The 18,441-nt window shown below is 35.5% G+C and carries 18 protein-coding genes, 1 other RNA gene and 2 pseudogenes; 15 read left to right on the plus strand and 6 right to left on the minus strand.

Annotated features, from left to right (window positions below; all coding sequences use genetic code 11):
• Positions 1-130: 130 nt before the first annotated feature.
• The 11 genes from K412_RS0111050 to tnpC all read left to right on the plus strand — a co-directional run bounded on the left by K412_RS0111050 (position 131) and on the right by tnpC (position 9,976).
• Positions 131-613, plus strand: coding sequence for a DUF402 domain-containing protein (locus tag K412_RS0111050; RefSeq protein WP_024833172.1), 483 nt, complete (start codon positions 131-133; stop codon positions 611-613).
• A 66-nt stretch (positions 614-679) separates the two neighbouring features.
• Positions 680-1,537 (plus strand): PHP domain-containing protein, encoded by an 858-nt coding sequence (locus K412_RS0111055; protein ID WP_024833173.1) that lies wholly within the window; start codon positions 680-682, stop codon positions 1,535-1,537.
• A gap of 34 nt (positions 1,538-1,571) precedes the next feature.
• Positions 1,572-1,685 (plus strand): AAA family ATPase, encoded by a 114-nt coding sequence (locus K412_RS22990; RefSeq protein ID WP_340139725.1) that lies wholly within the window; start codon positions 1,572-1,574, stop codon positions 1,683-1,685.
• A gap of 3 nt (positions 1,686-1,688) precedes the next feature.
• The gene (locus K412_RS20670) at positions 1,689-2,075 is read left to right on the plus strand and encodes a DEAD/DEAH box helicase family protein (RefSeq protein WP_340139726.1); all 387 of its coding nucleotides are present in this window, start codon (positions 1,689-1,691) and stop codon (positions 2,073-2,075) included.
• Between the two features lie 215 nt (positions 2,076-2,290).
• Entirely contained in the window at positions 2,291-4,078 is a 1,788-nt protein-coding gene (locus K412_RS0111065) for a hypothetical protein (RefSeq protein ID WP_024833174.1), read from the plus strand.
• 524 nt (positions 4,079-4,602) lie between these two features.
• On the plus strand, positions 4,603-6,015 hold the full coding sequence (locus K412_RS0111070) for a S8 family peptidase (protein ID WP_024833175.1): 1,413 nt from the start codon (positions 4,603-4,605) through the stop codon (positions 6,013-6,015).
• A 154-nt stretch (positions 6,016-6,169) separates the two neighbouring features.
• Positions 6,170-6,865 carry a hypothetical protein gene (locus tag K412_RS21355; RefSeq protein ID WP_024833176.1) on the plus strand — a complete coding sequence of 232 codons (696 nt, stop codon included), beginning with the start codon at positions 6,170-6,172 and terminating at the stop codon, positions 6,863-6,865.
• Positions 6,866-6,892: 27 nt separating this feature from the next.
• Positions 6,893-7,279: a hypothetical protein gene (locus K412_RS0111080; RefSeq protein WP_024833177.1), complete on the plus strand. Its 387-nt coding sequence runs from the start codon at positions 6,893-6,895 to the stop codon at positions 7,277-7,279.
• A 249-nt stretch (positions 7,280-7,528) separates the two neighbouring features.
• Positions 7,529-7,894: an IS66 family insertion sequence element accessory protein TnpA gene (gene tnpA / locus K412_RS0111085; protein ID WP_024832084.1), complete on the plus strand. Its 366-nt coding sequence runs from the start codon at positions 7,529-7,531 to the stop codon at positions 7,892-7,894.
• Complete coding sequence (gene tnpB, locus K412_RS0111090; protein ID WP_024832085.1) at positions 7,887-8,243, plus strand: IS66 family insertion sequence element accessory protein TnpB; 357 nt, start codon at positions 7,887-7,889, stop codon at positions 8,241-8,243. Before tnpA ends, tnpB begins: the two co-directional genes overlap by 8 nt.
• A gap of 116 nt (positions 8,244-8,359) precedes the next feature.
• The gene (gene tnpC, locus K412_RS0111095; RefSeq protein ID WP_024833178.1) at positions 8,360-9,976 is read left to right on the plus strand and encodes an IS66 family transposase; all 1,617 of its coding nucleotides are present in this window, start codon (positions 8,360-8,362) and stop codon (positions 9,974-9,976) included.
• Positions 9,977-10,212: 236 nt separating this feature from the next.
• On the opposite strand, the gene K412_RS0111100 is transcribed toward tnpC, so the two are convergent.
• Both K412_RS0111100 and K412_RS20680 read right to left on the minus strand, forming a co-directional pair.
• Positions 10,213-11,259, minus strand: coding sequence for an IS481-like element ISCce1 family transposase (locus K412_RS0111100; RefSeq protein ID WP_034847446.1), 1,047 nt, complete (start codon positions 11,257-11,259; stop codon positions 10,213-10,215).
• Between the two features lie 109 nt (positions 11,260-11,368).
• On the minus strand, positions 11,369-11,818 hold the full coding sequence (locus K412_RS20680; protein WP_340139735.1) for a DNA adenine methylase: 450 nt from the start codon (positions 11,816-11,818) through the stop codon (positions 11,369-11,371).
• Between K412_RS20680 and K412_RS20685 the strand changes: the two genes are divergently transcribed.
• Positions 11,796-12,716: a DUF6076 domain-containing protein gene (locus K412_RS20685; RefSeq protein WP_157833821.1), complete on the plus strand. Its 921-nt coding sequence runs from the start codon at positions 11,796-11,798 to the stop codon at positions 12,714-12,716. The genes K412_RS20680 and K412_RS20685 overlap by 23 nt on opposite strands.
• Positions 12,713-13,750: pseudogene (locus K412_RS0111115) on the plus strand (recombinase family protein); the annotation flags it as partial. The gene K412_RS20685 and the pseudogene K412_RS0111115, both read left to right, overlap by 4 nt.
• A 559-nt stretch (positions 13,751-14,309) precedes the next feature.
• Here the strand turns inward: K412_RS0111115 and ssrA are convergent.
• Positions 14,310-14,729: a transfer-messenger RNA gene (gene ssrA / locus K412_RS21830) on the minus strand.
• Between the two features lie 180 nt (positions 14,730-14,909).
• Complete coding sequence (gene smpB / locus K412_RS0111120; protein WP_024833182.1) at positions 14,910-15,374, minus strand: SsrA-binding protein SmpB; 465 nt, start codon at positions 15,372-15,374, stop codon at positions 14,910-14,912.
• A gap of 835 nt (positions 15,375-16,209) precedes the next feature.
• Here smpB and K412_RS0111125 point away from each other — a divergent pair.
• The gene (locus K412_RS0111125; RefSeq protein WP_024833183.1) at positions 16,210-16,557 is read left to right on the plus strand and encodes an HNH endonuclease; all 348 of its coding nucleotides are present in this window, start codon (positions 16,210-16,212) and stop codon (positions 16,555-16,557) included.
• Between the two features lie 12 nt (positions 16,558-16,569).
• A complete protein-coding gene (locus K412_RS0111130; RefSeq protein WP_024833184.1) occupies positions 16,570-16,944 on the plus strand; it encodes a (deoxy)nucleoside triphosphate pyrophosphohydrolase in 375 nt (124 codons plus the stop codon).
• A 37-nt stretch (positions 16,945-16,981) separates the two neighbouring features.
• On the opposite strand, the pseudogene K412_RS22180 reads toward K412_RS0111130, so the two are convergent.
• Together K412_RS22180 and K412_RS0111135 are read right to left on the minus strand one after the other, a co-directional pair.
• Positions 16,982-17,331, minus strand: a pseudogene (locus K412_RS22180) (IS3 family transposase); the annotation flags it as partial.
• Positions 17,332-17,380: 49 nt separating this feature from the next.
• Complete coding sequence (locus K412_RS0111135; protein WP_024833185.1) at positions 17,381-18,283, minus strand: AraC family transcriptional regulator; 903 nt, start codon at positions 18,281-18,283, stop codon at positions 17,381-17,383.
• Positions 18,284-18,441: the final 158 nt, after the last annotated feature.

Genomic DNA, 18,441 nt, shown 5'->3' on the forward strand with positions numbered 1-18,441 from the left:
TAGCACTAACTGTTATAAAAGTGATAAAATGGGAAATACATATAGCATATAATAATATAGATACTTCAAAAATAATTAGTTGTAATGTATAATTAACCATAAGAATTTTTTGACGATTTTAGGAGATAAAATGAATAAGCCAAGCATATTTCGAACTAGATATATCCCATTTGAGACTGTTGATATTTCCAGCGACGAGCTTTTGTTTAGGGATGAGGAGTTATTAATTACAAGGTGGAAGGCAATTAGACCTAGAAATGATATTTCCGGTGGAATTTCATATACTTTTTTGAAAGAAGGCATTAAGATAAGTCGTTTCTACGACGCAGAAAAAAGATTTGCGTATTGGTATTGTGATATAATTGATGTTGAATATGATAATGAAGCAGACAGATTTACATTGATTGACTTACTTTTAGATGTCAAGTTGATGCCGGATGGTACTATGAAAGTACTTGATGCCGACGAACTTGCAGAAGCACTGGAAAAGGGCCTGATAACCCAAGAACAGGCCTGCAGCTCTCTAAAAAAAATGGACAATATTCTACAGCAGATTTATAAAGGTGTTTTTCCACCTGCAATATGTATGGAAGAAATGTATTGGAAGGTTTAGTTAATATTACGATTTAGGATAAACGAAGAGGGATATCCCGATTACTTTAAACACGGAGATGATTGGATGGAAAAATTTATAGATTTGCATACGCATAGTACAGCATCAGACGGAAGCATGAGTCCGGCAGAGCTTGTCCGCCATGCTAAGGATATAGGTCTTGCAGCAATAGCGTTAACCGATCATGATACTGTGGATGGAATTGAAGAGGCTATCAAAGAAGGAAAACGGTCAGGTGTTGAAGTTATACCCGGGATAGAAATGAGTGTCAGATATAAGCCTGAAATGCACATTTTGGGCTTGTTTCCCGATTCTGATAATTATCTTGATATCCGTTCTGAGCTGTTGACTGTAAAAAAAGGAAGGGAAGACAGAAACAGAAAGATAATAAATAGGCTTAATGAGTTGGGAATTGAAATAACCGAGGATGAGGTAAAGGACGAAGCCATGGGGGATATTACCGGAAGACCCCATATCGCCAGAGTTTTAGTGGCTAAAGGTTATGTCAAAACCATAGATGAAGCCTTTGACATTTATTTATCTAAGGAAGGTCTTGCTTATTTTCAGAGATTTGAACTTGAGCCTGTGGATGGAATTAAGGCTATAAGAAAATTTGGAGGTGTGCCGATTATTGCCCATCCTGTTTTTTTGAGGAAAAGCTATGATGAGATGGACAAGCTGCTGCAAGAGCTCAAAGAGTACGGTCTAGGAGGCATAGAAGCATATTATAGTGAAAATACTAATGAAGATACTGGTAACTTTTTAAGGCTTGCTATTAAGCATGGATTGGTTGTAACCGGGGGAAGTGATTTTCACGGAAGTTTTAAACCAGGAATTAAGCTGGGATGCGGAAGAGGCGGTCTCAAAGTTTCATATGAATTGCTGGACAAACTTAGAGAATACCGGAATAATATGAATATATAGAAACGAAGAATATTTGTATTTTTGAGGTTTTTGTGTGAAGAATTTAGTAATAATAAATGGCACAATGGGTGTAGGTAAAACAACTACGTGTCGAGAACTACAAAAAATCCTGCCGCTAAATGTTTTTCTTGACGGTGACTGGTGCTAGGACATGACTCCGTTTACGGTTAATGATGAAACGAAAGCAATGGTAATGGATAATATCTGCTACTTACTCAACAATTTTATACGCTGTTCAGAATTTAAAAATATTATTTTTTGCTGGGTTATGCACGAGCAATGGATTATTGATGAGTTGCTTTCACGACTTGAAACTGGAAGCTGCTCAGTGAAACTTTTTTCTTTGACAGCAGATGCAAAAGCGTTGGAAGATAGATTGAACAAAGATATTGAAAACGGTAAAAGAACGAAAGCTGGGATTCAAAGAAGTATAGATAGAATTAAAATGTATGATTGCCTAAATACAGAGAAAATAGATGTTAGTAAGATATCTGCTAAGCAAGCGGCAGAGGTTATTTCAATAAAAATGTTAGAATGATACAAATCTGGAAAATTTAATTAAATAAATTTCAAATAAAGTAACAACTTTTCTATATGGGAGGTTGTTTTTTTGTTGCGACGAAGGGATGAGTAAAATAAAAACATTGTTACCAAATGAAGGAATATAATAGAATGTGTCGAATTAAAAGTTGAGTATAAACACTAATATGGCAATGGATACAATTTGATTACTGGATTGAAAGAGGAATTTATATGCGTGAAAAAGAAAAACGAACATGGTATCATACACTAGAGGAGTTCAGTGAAGAACTTGATATGTTGTTAGAAAAAGCAATGCCTGACATTAGAGAGCATTTAAATACATTTATTCTAGAACCTATATGCGATTCACAACGAGAAAATTTAAACATTAATATTACTTTTGGAAATAAGAAAAGCAAAAATAATAGCAAAGAATTACTTCTTTTAAGCGATGAATATATTAATGAATTTACTCTTAAGAGAATGTTAGAAAATGATGATATCAATACTAATCTAAGTAAAAACATACAAGAGTTTCTTGAAAAATTAGAACAGGCACGTGATATAGAAAAGTTGAAAAATCTAATAGAAGAGCAGTATAAAAATCCGAAAGAACTTCTAAGCATTGTACATGAGACATTCTTTTCTATTTATCAATCATTTAGTGAGATTTCTGACTTCGCAAAACTACAAAGACAAGGTATGAATAAAGAACAACTTAAGCAAACTTATATTGATGAAACAATAGCTAAAGAACGCAAAATTCTTATCAGTTATTTTACAACTGGCTATGAATTTGAAAATTTTAATTATTATGAGGTAGTTGAGCAAATTCAAAATCAAAAAATATGTATTTTATTAAAAAAAATTAAGCCATTATTTCAAACTTTACTTGAACAGTTTTATGATGAAAAGCAAATGTTTCTCTTTTCAAAAATAGCTTTAGTGGATGAGCAAGTTGTTATCTTGGGAGTGTCAATTAATGAATCATACTGTCAGAATCACCGGGAGGTTTTTAGTCAAGATAATGCTTATCTTCCAGATGATTATGAATCATTCATTTTGCAAATTGTAAATATAACTCTTGAAAAATGGATAGAAAATATCCAACATGAACTAGATAACACTACAAGTAAATATATTATGAATTACAGTGCTACGCTTCAACTGGCTGCACGTGATATCACTGAAGGAAGAGGTTTGCCATCGTATTTATATTTTAATTTATTATCATCTATGCCGTACGAAAGCTCGTCGTGTTGCGGACAAATTGCATTTTTGACTAAAAATCAAGATATACAAGATATAAATGGTTTGAAAATTATTGAGTTTCATAGAAAAATACTATTTTCACATGATAATATGCGTTATATTAGAAAACTGTTGGAGATTTCAGGCGGCAAATATTACCTTGTCTGTTCTGATAAAGATATCATTGGTATTGCTGAAATAATAGACACTAAAAAGTTGCACATACTTAAATTTGATGGCTTTATGAAATGGACTTTAGAATATAACGATACACAATTAGTTTCTTATGATAAGGAATGCATTTTTTATAAAACTGATACATTTAAAAAGCAAATTAAAAATATGTCGCAATCTACGAAACTACAAGATTTAATTCGTGTATTATGTGAACAGAAACATGGAACTATGGTAATTGTGTTTAAGGATACAAGAGTTGCACAGAGCGAAACAGAAAGGTTATCATCATGTCAGAGGGGGATACAATTAGAAATTCCATATGACTTATCGACAGATAATAAAGTTGCGTTGAGACTTTCTTCTATTGATGGTGCATTGATAATAGATGAAAAATGTATGTGCTATGGTATTGGGATGATTGTTGATGGAGAAGCGAGCGTGAAAGGAAATCCAAGCAGAGGTTCAAGATATAATTCGGCAAAAAATTATGTTTATTCTATGGCTGTTAAAGGGTATAGCTGCGTTGGCTGTGTTATATCAGAAGATGGAACGCTAGATATTATAAATAAAGTAATGGATCTTCAAAATTAATACGGTACGGATAAAGGCAACTTTTCATTATTTTTTTAAGAAGCATGGTTTATTCAATTTGTGAATCAACTGGATATGGATGCAATGGGATTTAATAGAGCAAAGCCAAACGAGACAGGTATACCATCTTACGATTCCCGCGACCTGCAATATCCGTTCTAGTCGGAAACTGATGCAGGAATGTACAAGAAATATAGAACTTATGTATTTTTACTTTAAATGATGGCGGAAGCGTAACATGTCCGATAGGTAAAAAGCTTTTTGCTTATAAAACGCTGAAAAGCCTGATAAAATCAGGCTTTTCAGACAAATTGTGGTGGAGGCGAACCGTACCAGTCAAAGATAACAACGGATATAAGTGGGTATAGGCATAGAATCTAACCAAATTAGTACTACAAAATACAAGGAAGAATTGTACGTTTATTGTAATTTATGTTATAATATGTAAATAAGTAATATCTAATTCATAGCATTTTGAACTTAATTTCTATTGACAAATCAAAACGAAAGGAACCTGCGTTACTATGAAGAAAAAAAATAAAAAGAAAATACTGAATTGCTTATTAGTATCATGTATTTTTAGTTTAATTATGATAACCGCTAATATTGGTGCATATGCAAAAGAGATAAATTATAAAAATATCGATTTAGTAATTTTATTTAATGACAATAATATTGATGAAAATGTCAAGGACATTATTGTTAATTCTGGTGGAAAAGTGATAGATGAGTATCCAGAGTTAGGTGGGATTGAAGTTGAATGTACTTCGGCTTTAATTCCAAAAATCAAAGCTGAAGATAGTGTGCAATCATTATCACCTAATCATGTGATAAAAATATCAGATGAGAAATCAGAAGATTTTGTTGAAGTAAAAGATGCTTTTAATACTTCAATAGCAGATTTATATGAAAATTATCAATGGAATATCAAAAGAGTCACTAATAATGGAAAGAGCTACAGTTTGGAATCTGGAAATCATAATGTAGTTATTGGTATTATAGATTCAGGTATTGATCAAACTCATCCTGACTTAGTCAATAATTTTTTAGGTGGAAAAAATTTAGTTCCGGCTGGATTTCAAGGTGATTTATCTGAATTTGGGGATTTGAATGATGTAACTGACAGATTAGGGCATGGAACAAATGTCGCCGGAATCATTGCAGCAAATGGTAGGACAAAAGGTATCGCCCCTAATATTGGTATCAAAAGTTATCGTATTTTTAATAAGGGGGGAGAAACTACTGCATCTATCTGCTCATCTGCAATAATTGCTGCAACAAAAGATGGTGTTAAAGTTATAAATTTAAGCCTTGGAGTATATGAATTAAAAGGGAAATGCTATTGGGTAGATCCTAATACTGGAATCGAAAACTATATAGGTGACGATATGGCTGAATATTCATTATATAAAAGAGCAATAAAATATGCTATTGAAAATGGTGTCACAGTAGTTTCGGCAGCTGGAAATGAGGGACAAGATTGTTCTAATAAAAAGGAATTAACTAGCTATCTTAATTACTTATATGGTGATTATGGATTCAAATATGTTGGATTAACATACGAGGTACCTGGTACTATTAAAGGTGTTATTACTGTATCTTCTACAAACAGAAATGATACACTCTCGTCATATTCAAATTATGGTGAGGATTTTATAGATATATCAGCACCCGGTGGAGACTTATCTGATACAGCTACTATTGACGATTTATGCCTGACAACGGCTATTAATTCCCAGTATTCTTTTTCAGCAGGAACTTCAATCGCAGCACCTGAAGTATCAGCAATAGCGGCACTTATTATTAGTAAAAACGGTTGTCTTACACCAAAAGAAGTTGCAAAAAAAATATATAAGACTGCAGATAAAATAAGCGGTATCAATTCTAGCCAATATTATGGTGCAGGTATATGTAATGCATACAAGGCCTTGCAATGATACTGATTATATAGTAAATTATTTAATCCTTTGTATTGTTATTTGTTTACATTATTTTACATATATGTTGCAAAAATGGAATTAATGCTTTATAATGTTAGATGAATAGTTGATCAACTATTCATAATACATAAAAATACGTGGAGGTCATTAAATGAACAAAAAGATTAAATTTCTTATTAGTTTGGTAACAATATTATCTTTGTTAAGTTTAACATTTACAACTGCATTTGCATCTACAGAGAGTACTATAAATTCGGTAGATAAAATGCCCCCAAAAGGCAATTACCTTATTACATTAAATCAAGATTGCAAGGATTATCTTAAAGCATTAACCAGCAGTGGAGTATCAGCTGAAATTTCGACAGATACAAATGGACTTATAGTATTGAACCAAACAGATGAGTATTTAAAGTCAACGTATAATTTAGACGATAACTTCTTAAGCAAATTAAAAGCTTCAATTGTTGACTTAAATAATAGAAAACAGAACCCTGTAAGCTATGAGCAGAATACAAACAATCAAGGTAATGTTGTTCCAGGCACTATAAAACCATGTATAACAGTAAAAGATTGGAAGCTATATTTTACACTAGACGAAGTAGCTATGTATTTTTCAGCAGCTGCTGCAATTGGTCCTGAAGCACTGATGTTAGCAGTGGATGGTGTATTGACAATGCTCGGTGGACCCGCTGGAGCAGTCGCTTCAGTTATTCTTGATATCGTAGGGATTGCATCAATTACTAATCTCTGTTATCTTATTATACAATCAGCATATTATGGTAAAGGGATATACATAGGTATAGATTGGAATGGACCGTTCCCTAATTATACACAGGGCATGTGGTAATAATTTAAATAGAATAGGAGATTGAAAATGAATAAGGATCGGAAAACATACACTTTATCTGATAAAGAGTTGAAATTAAAACAAAAATCTATCTTAACGTATACATTACTATTCTTCCCTTTGTTTGGATATACAATTAACAGAAAAATGATTTATTTTTGGATTGGTGCTCTAATAATTGGTGGAATTTTTTTGGCCATTAAGAGTAGGTTAATACAACCTAAAATCAGAATGAAAGTTATGTTAATTGAAATTATTATAACGGGTTGTCTAACTTTATGGATTTTTTCAAACTCAATCTCAATACCCGGCTTTATTAAAGAAGTTATATTTTTTTTGGTACTAATCGTTTTCTTTTCCTATTATTTTAATCTATTATATAATGGAAAGCTTACAAACGATGTTTCCGTTTAAATAACAGAGAAATTAAGTATAAGTGGGGTTTCAACCAAAAGTAATGGGTTGAAACCCTATATTTTTATTTATTCCCTTAATGCAATATTCCAACGTGCTATGGTAAGCGGTAAACCATGAGTACCTCGATAGACTCTCTTTAATATGAGATAATTCTTCCATGTTTTCACAAGCTACTTTAAAAAATTGTACAACTTTTTAAAGTTAGCTTGAAAAACTTTAATAAAGTTTTTCAAGGAGGTTTTATCAATGGAGACTAAAAAAGTACAACAACAGTACCTTCTTTCAAAATGGGCTGCTACTATTCAGGAATGCCGTGCTACCGGAATGTCTGTGAAGGATTGGTGCTTGGAAAACAATGTGAATATGGCTCAATTTTTTTATTGGCAGCGTAAAATACGTAAGCAACTCTGTTCATCGGTAGATAATTCAGCAAAGGATTCGTCAATCACTTTCGCACCCGTTCAACTCACGAATTCCCGTAATAAGTCCTTGCAAGAAGTATCTTTTAGCACAGAGATGATTGTTAACGTTGGAGGCTGCCAATTACAAATTAATAATGATACTAGCCCTAAGCTGCTAGAGACAGTACTGAAGGTACTCCAAAATGTTTAATAATGCTACTGGTTTTGACCAGATTTACATTGCATGTGGTTATACCGATTTGCGCCAAGGAATTGATGGCCTTGCTGGGATGGTTCAAAATCAATTTCATTTAAATCCTTTTCAAAATATCCTGTTTCTTTTCTGCGGAAGAAAAACAACAAGGATAAAAGGTCTTCTTTGGGAAGGTGATGGTTTTGTATTACTATACAAGCGTTTAGAAGGCGGAAGATTTCAATGGCCTCGCAGTGAAGCAGAAATGAAAGAAATCACACCTAAACAATTCCGATGGCTAACAGAAGGTCTTGCCATTGAGCAAGCAAAAGCTGTTAAGAAAGTGTCTCCCAGCCGTATTATCTAGTGGATAACTCTTTTGAAATTGTGCAAAACCTCACATATTTTCCGTAATTATCCACGACTTTTAAAACTTGAGACTTTTCTATTCCATTGTGTCTTTTTTCATGATATTGTAGATTCATGGATAAAACATTTACAGAACTGGAATTAACTAAATATAGTAAAAAAGATATTGTTCAGCTTTTTCTGAAGCAGCAGGCCATACTTGAAAAACAAAGCACTCAATTAGAAGAAATGAATAAAAACATCACTCTTCTGATAGAAGCAAATAAAATTGGAAAGCAGAAAAGATTTGGACGTTCATCTGAAAAGATGGTATATGATGAGCAGATGGAACTGTGCTTTAACGAAGCAGAAGTAACTGCTGCCGGAAAGCTTATTGAAGAACCTGAATTTGATGAAGTATGTCCTAAGCCATATAAGCGAAAAAAAGCAAAAGGAAAACGTAATGAGGACTTAAAGGATTTGCCTGTCAGTATCATTGAACATACTCTTAATGACGATGAGCTAAGATCTATTTTCGGAGACACATGGAAACGACTGCCTGATGAAGTGTACAAGCGCCTTCAATTTCACCCTGCTACATTTGAGGTGGAAGAGCATCATGTTGCAGTATATGCAGGAAAGGACAATCAAACCATTGTAAAGGCAAACCGCCCTGTTGATCTATTGCGCAACAGTATTGTAACGCCAACTCTGGCAGCTGGTATACTAAATGGAAAATATATAAATGCTCTTCCTCTATACAGGTTGGAACAGGAGTTTAAGAGAAATGACATACATATATCCAGACAGGTAATGGCAAACTGGACAATACAATGTGCCGAGAGGTACCTGTCACTATTGTATGATAGAATGCATCAGGAACTCTATCAGTGCAGCGTATCACAGGCTGATGAGACACCAGTGCTTGTTTCAAAGGATGGTAGATCTGCCGGTTCTAAAAGCTACATGTGGGTATATCGTACGGGCAAAATGTACGAGGCTCCGCCCATTATCCTGTATGATTACCAGAAAACGCGTAAAGCTGATCATCCAAGAGAATTTCTCAAGGGGTATAAAGGGATTATTGTAACCGATGGATATGAAGTTTACCACAAGCTTGAGAAAGAAGAACCAGACATAAAGATAGCAGGATGTTGGAGTTATGCCCGTCGTAGGTTTGCGGATGTTGTCAAGACAATGGACAAAGAAACCGCTAAAGATACATTAGCATATGCAGCATTAAAACAAATAGCTTTGATATATAAAACAGATAATGATCTTTTGGGGCTATCTCCACAAGAGAGAGTTGTCAGACGTAAGCTTCTTGTAAAACCTCAAGTAGAAGCTTTCTTTGCATGGGTTAAAGAGCATAGAAGTGACGTTCCATCACAATCAGAAACAGGCAAAGGCTTTACCTATTGCCTAAATCAAGAAAAATATCTAAGAACATTTCTTGAAAATGGTTACGTACCTCTGGATAATAATGCTACAGAGGGAGCTATAAGGGGCTTCTGCATAGGAAAAAACAACTGGCATTTGATAGACACAGTTCAAGGAGCCCAGGCAAGCGCAATAATTTACAGTATTGCAGAAACAGCTAAGGCTAATAACTTAAAACCATACCATTACTTTAAATATTTACTGCAGCAGCTTCCCCAACATATGGATGATAAGAATACATCCTTTATAGACAAGCTGCTTCCTTGGTCAGAAGATTTGCCTGAAGAATGCAGAAAAGCAACTCAAAATTAGCAAAATTATATCCGCCGAAAGGCGGTATTTTTGTATAGGTACTCATGGTTTACCGCTTACGTGCTATGTATATAATTAAATTGTCCTGAACGGTACTTGGGTTGACACTCCTCTGGGAAATATTAAGTTTTGTTTATTCGGCACTTCCAATATGGAGGTGCCTTTCTATGTCAAACCGGCGCCTGGTCTGATATCTTTCTTTTGCCCTCATCGCCGGGCGGGCTAGACCCTACAACTTAACTTGCCGGATCATTCAGAAGTTTCTCTCTGGCAAGTAGCAGGCTGTCCAGAAACGTCTGCATCGGTGTTCTGCCTTTACACCTTTTACCCTGATGTGTACGCTCTTCGTTGTATTCTAGCATAAAGAAATCCAAATCTTCCTGCATTTGTTCAACTGATTTATACATTGTCCTTCGGAATGCGGGTTTATAAAATTCGTTCAAAATCGTTTGGTTAAATCGTTCGCAAATACCGTTCGTTTGGGGGCTTTTAGCCTTTGTCATTGTATGCTCTATGTCATTCATCTGCAGAAATAGTTCATACAGGTGCTTCTCGGGTGCTCCGCAATATTCCGTTCCTCTGTCCGTGAGTACTCTCATTACAGGTATCATGTGGTTCTCAAAGAACGGCAATACTCTATCATTTAATATATCTGCTGCTGTCACTGGCACCTTGGCTGTATACAATTTTGCGAATCCCACTGCCGAGTAAGTATCTATGGCAGTTTGCTGATATATTCGTCCAACACCTTTGATATAGCCTACATAGAAGGTGTCTTGTGCTAATAAATATCCCGGATGCTGAGTATCAATCTCATCTATTGATATATTCTTTTCCTGCTGTGCCTTTTCCAGAGCAGCAAGTTGGTCTTCAGTGTAGAGTATACCTTCCTTTGCAGCCTTTTCTTCAAGCTTCTTAAGTCTCTTGTCAAAGGTTTCTATATTATATCTCTGCCAGATTGATCTTACCCCTCCGGCTGATACAAGAACTCCTTGTTTTCTCAGTTCGTTACTTGCCCTGAGTTGCCCGTATGCCGGCTTTTCATATGCTATTCTTAATACGGCTTCCTCAGTTTCTGGAGCAACCCTGTTTTTCATACAAGGCTTTCTTCTGGTCTTGTCCTTTAACCCTTCCAGACCATTTTCCTCGTAAGCTTTCTTAATGTCATAGAAGTGCTGTCTGCTGACTCCATGAATTTTACATGCTTCACTTACGTTTTGAAGATATTCGGCCAACTCAATCAGGCTCATTTTGTTTTTAACTATACGATCTTGTGCTGTCATAATTGAAATCTCCTCCTACAATTTAATTATTGTCCAGAGGAGATATTGCCCAACATTATTCAGATACTGTCAAGTGAAGTCAATTCTCTAGCAATTAAATTAATATTCCTCAATAATTCCTCACCAACACCTCACAATACGTCTTCTCCTTCCCCTCATACCTGCTCAGTAAATTATGATTCCTCTGTATTTCTTCAATAGTAAAGTCTTTGTACAGTTCCCTTACATACTCACAATCATTGTATGATAACAGGAATTTACCTTTCATGTTTTTCAATGTTTTGGCAAGTCTTTCATGATCCTCCGGTTTGAACTCAGCCTGATAATACTTTTCTGTTCCATAATACGGCGGATCCAGATAGAAGAAAGCTTCGGGCCTGTCGTATATTTTAATCAGATTTTCGAAGTCTCTGTTTTCCACTATCACTCCGGCTATTCTTTTACTAATCCTGTCCAGATATTCTGTCATATTGGCAATATTCTTTTTAATGCAACCAAAATCTCTCTGGTTACTACCGTATATATTGAAAATCGAAATGTCAGATGGAAGCCTAACTATAAGCGAATCATGCGGATATGATGGAACTTATACCGTCGGTCATTTTGTGTTTGATTTTATAGAGGCTGATCTTAGTCATTTAATTGCTTCAACATACGATTTTAATGAAACGCTTCCGGCCTTATCCGATATACGTGAATCGTCAAATATAAGCGTTGCGGGGTTTATTTTGAATGCTATCGCATCTATGACGGACACGCCGGACGTAACCAGAAAAAAGATAAAGGCACTCCAAAGAAAGCAAGCCACTTTCCGAAGTGCCATTTCGTCATGTTTAGATATTGATGGAGAAGGCGCAGAATTGACTTCTTGCGAACGATTCGACTTGTTAGAGTATAGCCGGCGAAGTGTGATACAAGATATAGCATTTGGCAAAAACAGCGATCTTAAAGCTGGATATGTAGTCGTTGACGGAACTGTAAAATCTGTAATTGAATGCGATTCCATTTTATCGCTGTGCTATGTAGATTTTTGGGAACTTATTAAATCCGGCAAACGGGTAAAGAAATGTGAGAACTGCGGTCGATACTTTGTCATGTATTCTTCCGCTTCGAAATACTGTGATCGTGAATACAAAGACACTGGAAAAACATGCAAGGAATATGCTCCCCAAAAGAATTTTCAAGAAAAATTTAAGGACGGGGGACTAAATGAGGTTTATAAAAAAGCAGAAGTCAACCACCGTAAACGTTGTTCCCGTTATCCATCTGCTTATCCAATAAACGATTTTGAAAAATGGCGTAATACTGCAAAGGTTTTGAAAGAATGTACAGAGCGCGAATTACTAACTATCGACGAATTTAAACAGCTTATAAAACCACCACATATCGACGCATTAAAAGCCGAATTGTATTTTGCCCAATTATCACAGCTAAAAAAGGACGGTGACGCAAAATGAGAGTTGCCGCTTATGCACGTTTTTCATCTGACAACCAGCGCGAAGAAAGCATATTTGCCCAGCTTCGTGCCATTCAGGAATATGCTCAGCGAAACGGTTATGAAATCGTCAGAACATACACAGATGAAGCCAAAAGCGCTACGACCGATCAGCGCCCAGGCTTTCAAGACATGATGAAGGACGCCACCACCAGAATTTTTGAAGGCATAATTGTACATAAATTGGACCGGTTTAGCAGGGACAGGTTTGACAGTGCCTACTATAAGCGGCACTTGAAGCTTCACGGTGTTCGGCTGTATTCTGTCATGGAAAATCTTGATGATTCGCCCGAATCTGCTATACTTGAATCAGTTCTTGAAGGTATGGCAGAATATTACAGCCGCAACCTGGCCCGTGAGGTTATGAAGGGTATGCGCGAAACGGCGTATCAGTGCAAACACACGGGCGGCATACCACCGTTAGGTTATAATGTAAAACCTGACAAGACTTACGAAATCAATCAATATGAAGCCGAAGCTGTCCGAATGATATTTGAAATGTATTGTGATGGATACGGATATAGTTCTATTATCGACGCCTTGAATGCTAAAGGCTATAAAACAAAGAACGGCATGACTTTTGGGAAGAATTCGATCAGTTCAATTCTTTCCAACGAAAAATATGCCGGTGTATTTGTTTTTAATAAAACTGAACGGAAAATCGCTGGGAAGCGGAATGGGCATAGAACCAAGTCAGATGAAGAAATTATTCGGGTGCCTGGCGGAATGCCGGCGATTATTCCCGTTGCGTTATGGGAAAGGGTGAAGGCAAAAATGGACAATAACAAGCACAAATCAGGATCATATAAAGCGAAACAGGTATATATCCTATCCGGTAAAATATTCTGTGGTGCGTGTGGCGGCGCTATGGTAGGCAAACGGGGCAGGATGGGAAGAAACCATGAAATGTACTCCTACTATGAATGCTCTGTTAGAAAACAGCATAGAACATGCGACATGAAGCCAATAAATAAAGACGTCGTTGAACGAAAGGTTATAAACGCCCTTTATGATAACCTTTTCTCTGACGAAGCCATTGATATTGCAACGGACAAAATATACAGCCATGCTCAAAAGCTGAAAAGCGACGTTCCAGACCAGATCGCAGAATACAAACGTCAGTTAACGGCTATCGAAATCAAGCTGAACAATCTGGTTAATGCCATAGCCGACGGACTATATAATCCGGCCATGAAAGAAAAAATGGCCGAATTGGAATCATCCAAAAAGGCCATTCAGATTCGTATTGATGAAGCAAACCTTCATGTGGCGAAGCATTCCCTTACAAGGGAACAAATTCGTAATTATTTAAGCCGATATGCCGGAATCAAGAGTATGTCACCGGAAGAGCAAAAACAGGCCGTCAGTGTCTTTGTGGAACGTGTGACGGTCTACGAAGATTATATCGATATGGACATACTTACGACAATCGGCGGCGGAAGCAACAATAAGGGAAAGGGCGGCGGATCGGATACGTCAGGCGGCCCTTCTGATAAAAGCGAAAACCGCCTGAATGATCATGATTCTGATCATCAAGGCGGCAGTTGGGATTCAATGGTGGAGGCGAGGGGAATTGAACCCCTGTCCGAAATCATATCCTCAAGAACTTCTACGGGTGTAGCCTGTATTTTGTGCATTGCTCAGTATCCCTTGCGGGACTTGAACCCTGCGTTTCCCTACGGTGGACCCCTACAGGCAGGGTGCCACTTTCGGTAGCCTTTAAATTCCGATTCGGCTCAAGGCTACTACCGAATCAGTGCTAGCATTTAACCTTCCTATGCAAAAGGGCTGACTTGTCGACGCCAGTGCCCCCAGGTGCAGCAACCTGGGACTGACGGGCTGCCATTAGGCAGCAGCTAAAGCGAAATTATCGTTTTTAGCGTTTAATTTTAAGTTCTCGTTTTTTAAGAGGCCAACGAGAATCCTCTACCCGCTTATCAAGTCTCAACAATCCCGTCGAAACCATTACGCCCCCATGTATAAAATATTATAGAGTCCCAAAATTGCTCTATAAATAATTGTAACAGATTAATTAATCAAATTAAAGGCGAACAAATAAGCTTTTAATCAATATTAAATTATCAATAATCAGATTATTATAATAACATCTGACTCGCAGAACTACAACAAGTGATTTATGGTAAATTCACATATATTACCTAAACTGTTCTTTCAACTTTCTGTCAATTTCTCTCTTGGCATCACGGGAAGCAATATCATCTCTTTTATCATACAGTTTCTTACCACGAGCAACGCCCAACTCTATTTTTACCATTCCATGTTTTAAGTATGCCTGAACGGGAACCAATGTAAAACCCTTTTGCTGAATCAACCCTATAAGCCTGTTTATTTCAGACTTGTGCAAAAGAAGTTTCCTGTCACGCAAAGGATCCTTGTTAAAAATATTTCCTTGCTCGTAAGGGCTTATATGCATTCCGCTGACAAAAACTTCACCATCAACAATAGATGCGTAGCTTTCCTTTAAATTTATTTTGCCCTGTCTGACAGATTTTACCTCTGTACCTGACAGTACAATGCCTGCCTCTATAGTTTCTTCGATAAAATAATCATGACGAGCCTTTTTATTTTGAGCAACAATCTTAACTGCTTCTTTAACCATTTTTTTACCGCCCAATGCTAATTTTAATTAATATATGCTTCATTAAGATAAAAATAACCCTTTTGGGAAAGGGTCAAAATTAATTATACCACTACCATAACAAAAAGGTCAAGTACACACTAGCTGTTTATTACAATATATGTAAAATATTTTTAAGCAGTACACCACTCCAAGGATAAGCATCGGGAGATAAAATCATGCCTTTACCATCAGCACTATCAGTACCCAACTGGATATTGCGGTGTCAATGATTTGGATAACGGCCAGAAAGCGTAGATAATAGGTAAAGTCAGCGATAAAACTTGTCTTTAGTGAAATGAAATAATAAAATGGTAATGTACTTCATATTCTTATTTGTGAGTGGAGAGCAAGATGATGAGTGAAAAAAGCAGTCAATTACTTCAGGATTTCATAGATTAATTAGAATTCCATAATATTGTAAATATTTACAATGATTGATATAATTTTATTACCGAATATCTATAGGTTCACTGGAAATTATGGCTAAATGGTGGCTAAAATGTTTTGTAAACTTATAAATTATTATAATAATAAACTTGGGTCATACAACTTGGTTTTTAGATTTGTAAAAATCAGATGGCGAATATTTTTAATTATCTCTTTTATTTCAGTATGTTGGCAACGGAATTGTTGAATTTATTGGGAATATGATTTGTATTGGTTATCACTATAGAGAATCAAATGATAAAAACGGAGATATGCGCCAGGCTATAGTATTTGAACTTCAGAGAGTTGAAGACTATAAGCACAATGAAGCATAGTATCTGATGTATCCAACAAACTTAATAATAAATCCTTAAAGGATTTAAGAAATATGGCAACAAATTCCGAGGAAAAACATAGGACAATAGTTGAGAAGCAAAAAGAAGTTAGGGTTAGAAGTAATGCTGTAAAAGAATATGCCTTACAAAGGGCGTCAGGAAAGTGCGAATATTGTAATGAGCAAGCACCATTTACAAAAGATGATGGAACACCGTATTTAGAAGTTCATCATATAAAAAGGCTTTCAGATGGTGGCCCTGATAAGCCAGAATGGGTTGCAGGTGTATGTCCTAACTGTCATCGTGAAGCTCATTATGGAGCAAATAGAGATCAATTAAATAGTAAACTATTACAAATGATATTTATTAAGGAAAAGGAGTTAATGGAATCATTAACATAGGATTTAGTTATTATGATAAATGTTGTTGCAGCAATAATATTTAAAGATGATAAAGTTCTAATTGCGAAAAGAAAACCAGAAAAAAGTTTGGGCAGTTACTGGGAATTTCCTGGAGGAAAAATTGAAGAAGGAGAGGCCCCGGAAACAGCTGTTATAAGGGAAATTAAAGAAGAACTAGGAATACAGATTTCGGTAGATAAATATCTAAGCGAATCGGTTTATGAATATGATTTTGGGACAATTAACCTAAAGGGTTATATATGTAAGTTTATATCTGGTGAAATGAGTCTAAATGACCATAGCGAAGTAAAATGGGTCAATATAAATGAATTGAAATTATATAATATGGCACCTGCGGATGTAAAATTAGCGGAATGTTTAGTGTAAAAAAATTATCACCTGTGTGACATTTGATTACTGAGGTCGCTACACGGTTTTTGCCGCATTTTATTCCACCATTGTTTAAGGCTTTTGTTACTCTGGGACTTCCGTAAGTTTCACGAGATACCTTTTGGATTTCCTTAATTCTTTCAAGAAACTCACAGTTTAATTGCTTACGATGGCTTTTCGGTCTTGTAGCCCAGGCATAATAACCGTTTCTTGATACATAAAGTATTTGGCACATCTTCTCAACAGGAAATATGACGCGGTGTTTATGAATGATAGAATATTTTACTTCCGGTCTTTCGCGAAGATGGCCGTTACTTTTTTTAGGATTTCATTCTCTATTTCAAGGTTTGCAACATGTTTTCTAAGGCTCCTGAGTTCTTCATCTTAATGTCATTTGGTTACCAGTAAAAAATAGAGTAAACCTACTATAAAATCACAATTTACATTTTGTTTTTGTGAAACCAAATCTTTCACGAAAATTTCCTGGAGTCATATTAACATGTTTTTTAAAAAGCTTATGAAAGTAAGTTATGTTGTTTATGCCACACATATTACTTATATCAGAAATTTTCATATTTGTTGTAGTCAATAACCTTTTTGCGGTATTCATCCTGCTTTGAATAATATAATCAAATGGCGATAGTCCAATTATACTTTTGAATATCTTGCAGTAGAAATTTTTACTAACTCCACATCTTTCAGCAAGCTCTAACAAGGTTAAATCCTTATGTAGGTTGTTATCTATGTACTTTTGAGAAGACTTAATTATTTCATAATTATTTTCAAAAGACCGTGTATTGATTCTTTTAATGGTGTTTTCGGGGGATACAAGTAAGAGATTTAAAATGTTCATAAGGTGCGCTTTTAAAATCAACTGGCAATTCTGCTGCTTTTTAATAAACTCATTGAATACGGATTTAAATAAGTACTCAATCTCATAGTTATAAGTTGTAAGTTTATAAGGCACGTCCTTGAAAAAACCAATGTTAGAAAGCATTTCCTTTTCATTTGTAATCCAATAAGGTAAAGAGCTTGCGTAAATATCTTTTCTAGATACATCATAAAAAGCGTCAAACATAATAACAATAAAATAATAACCGGAATATCCTTCAACAATTGTGCCGGGTTCTCTTAAAAAAACATCTCCTTTTGAGGCTTTAGCAGTTTCACCGTTGGTAATAATAGTTCCATTTCCACCTGTAATTAGTTCAAGCTCATAAAACTTGACAACTCTCTCTTCAAAATGGGTTCCTACAGGATAGGGGACATTTTTTTCGTTTATGCAATAAACCTCAATAATATAGGGATTAAATATTGATTGCTTTTCATTAATCATACTATCTTCCTTACTAGGTTTTAAACAGTACTATTTTTTCTTATTATGTTAAAAAGCACTTTGATGCTATAGGTTTCTAGAGATTCATAAAATTACATAATATATAAGACAATTTCCAGTATCAATATAATGATAACACATATAGGTACGTCTATGGT

Source organism: Ruminiclostridium josui JCM 17888 (genome assembly GCF_000526495.1).
Classification (GTDB): Bacteria; Bacillota; Clostridia; order Acetivibrionales; family DSM-1351; genus Ruminiclostridium; species Ruminiclostridium josui.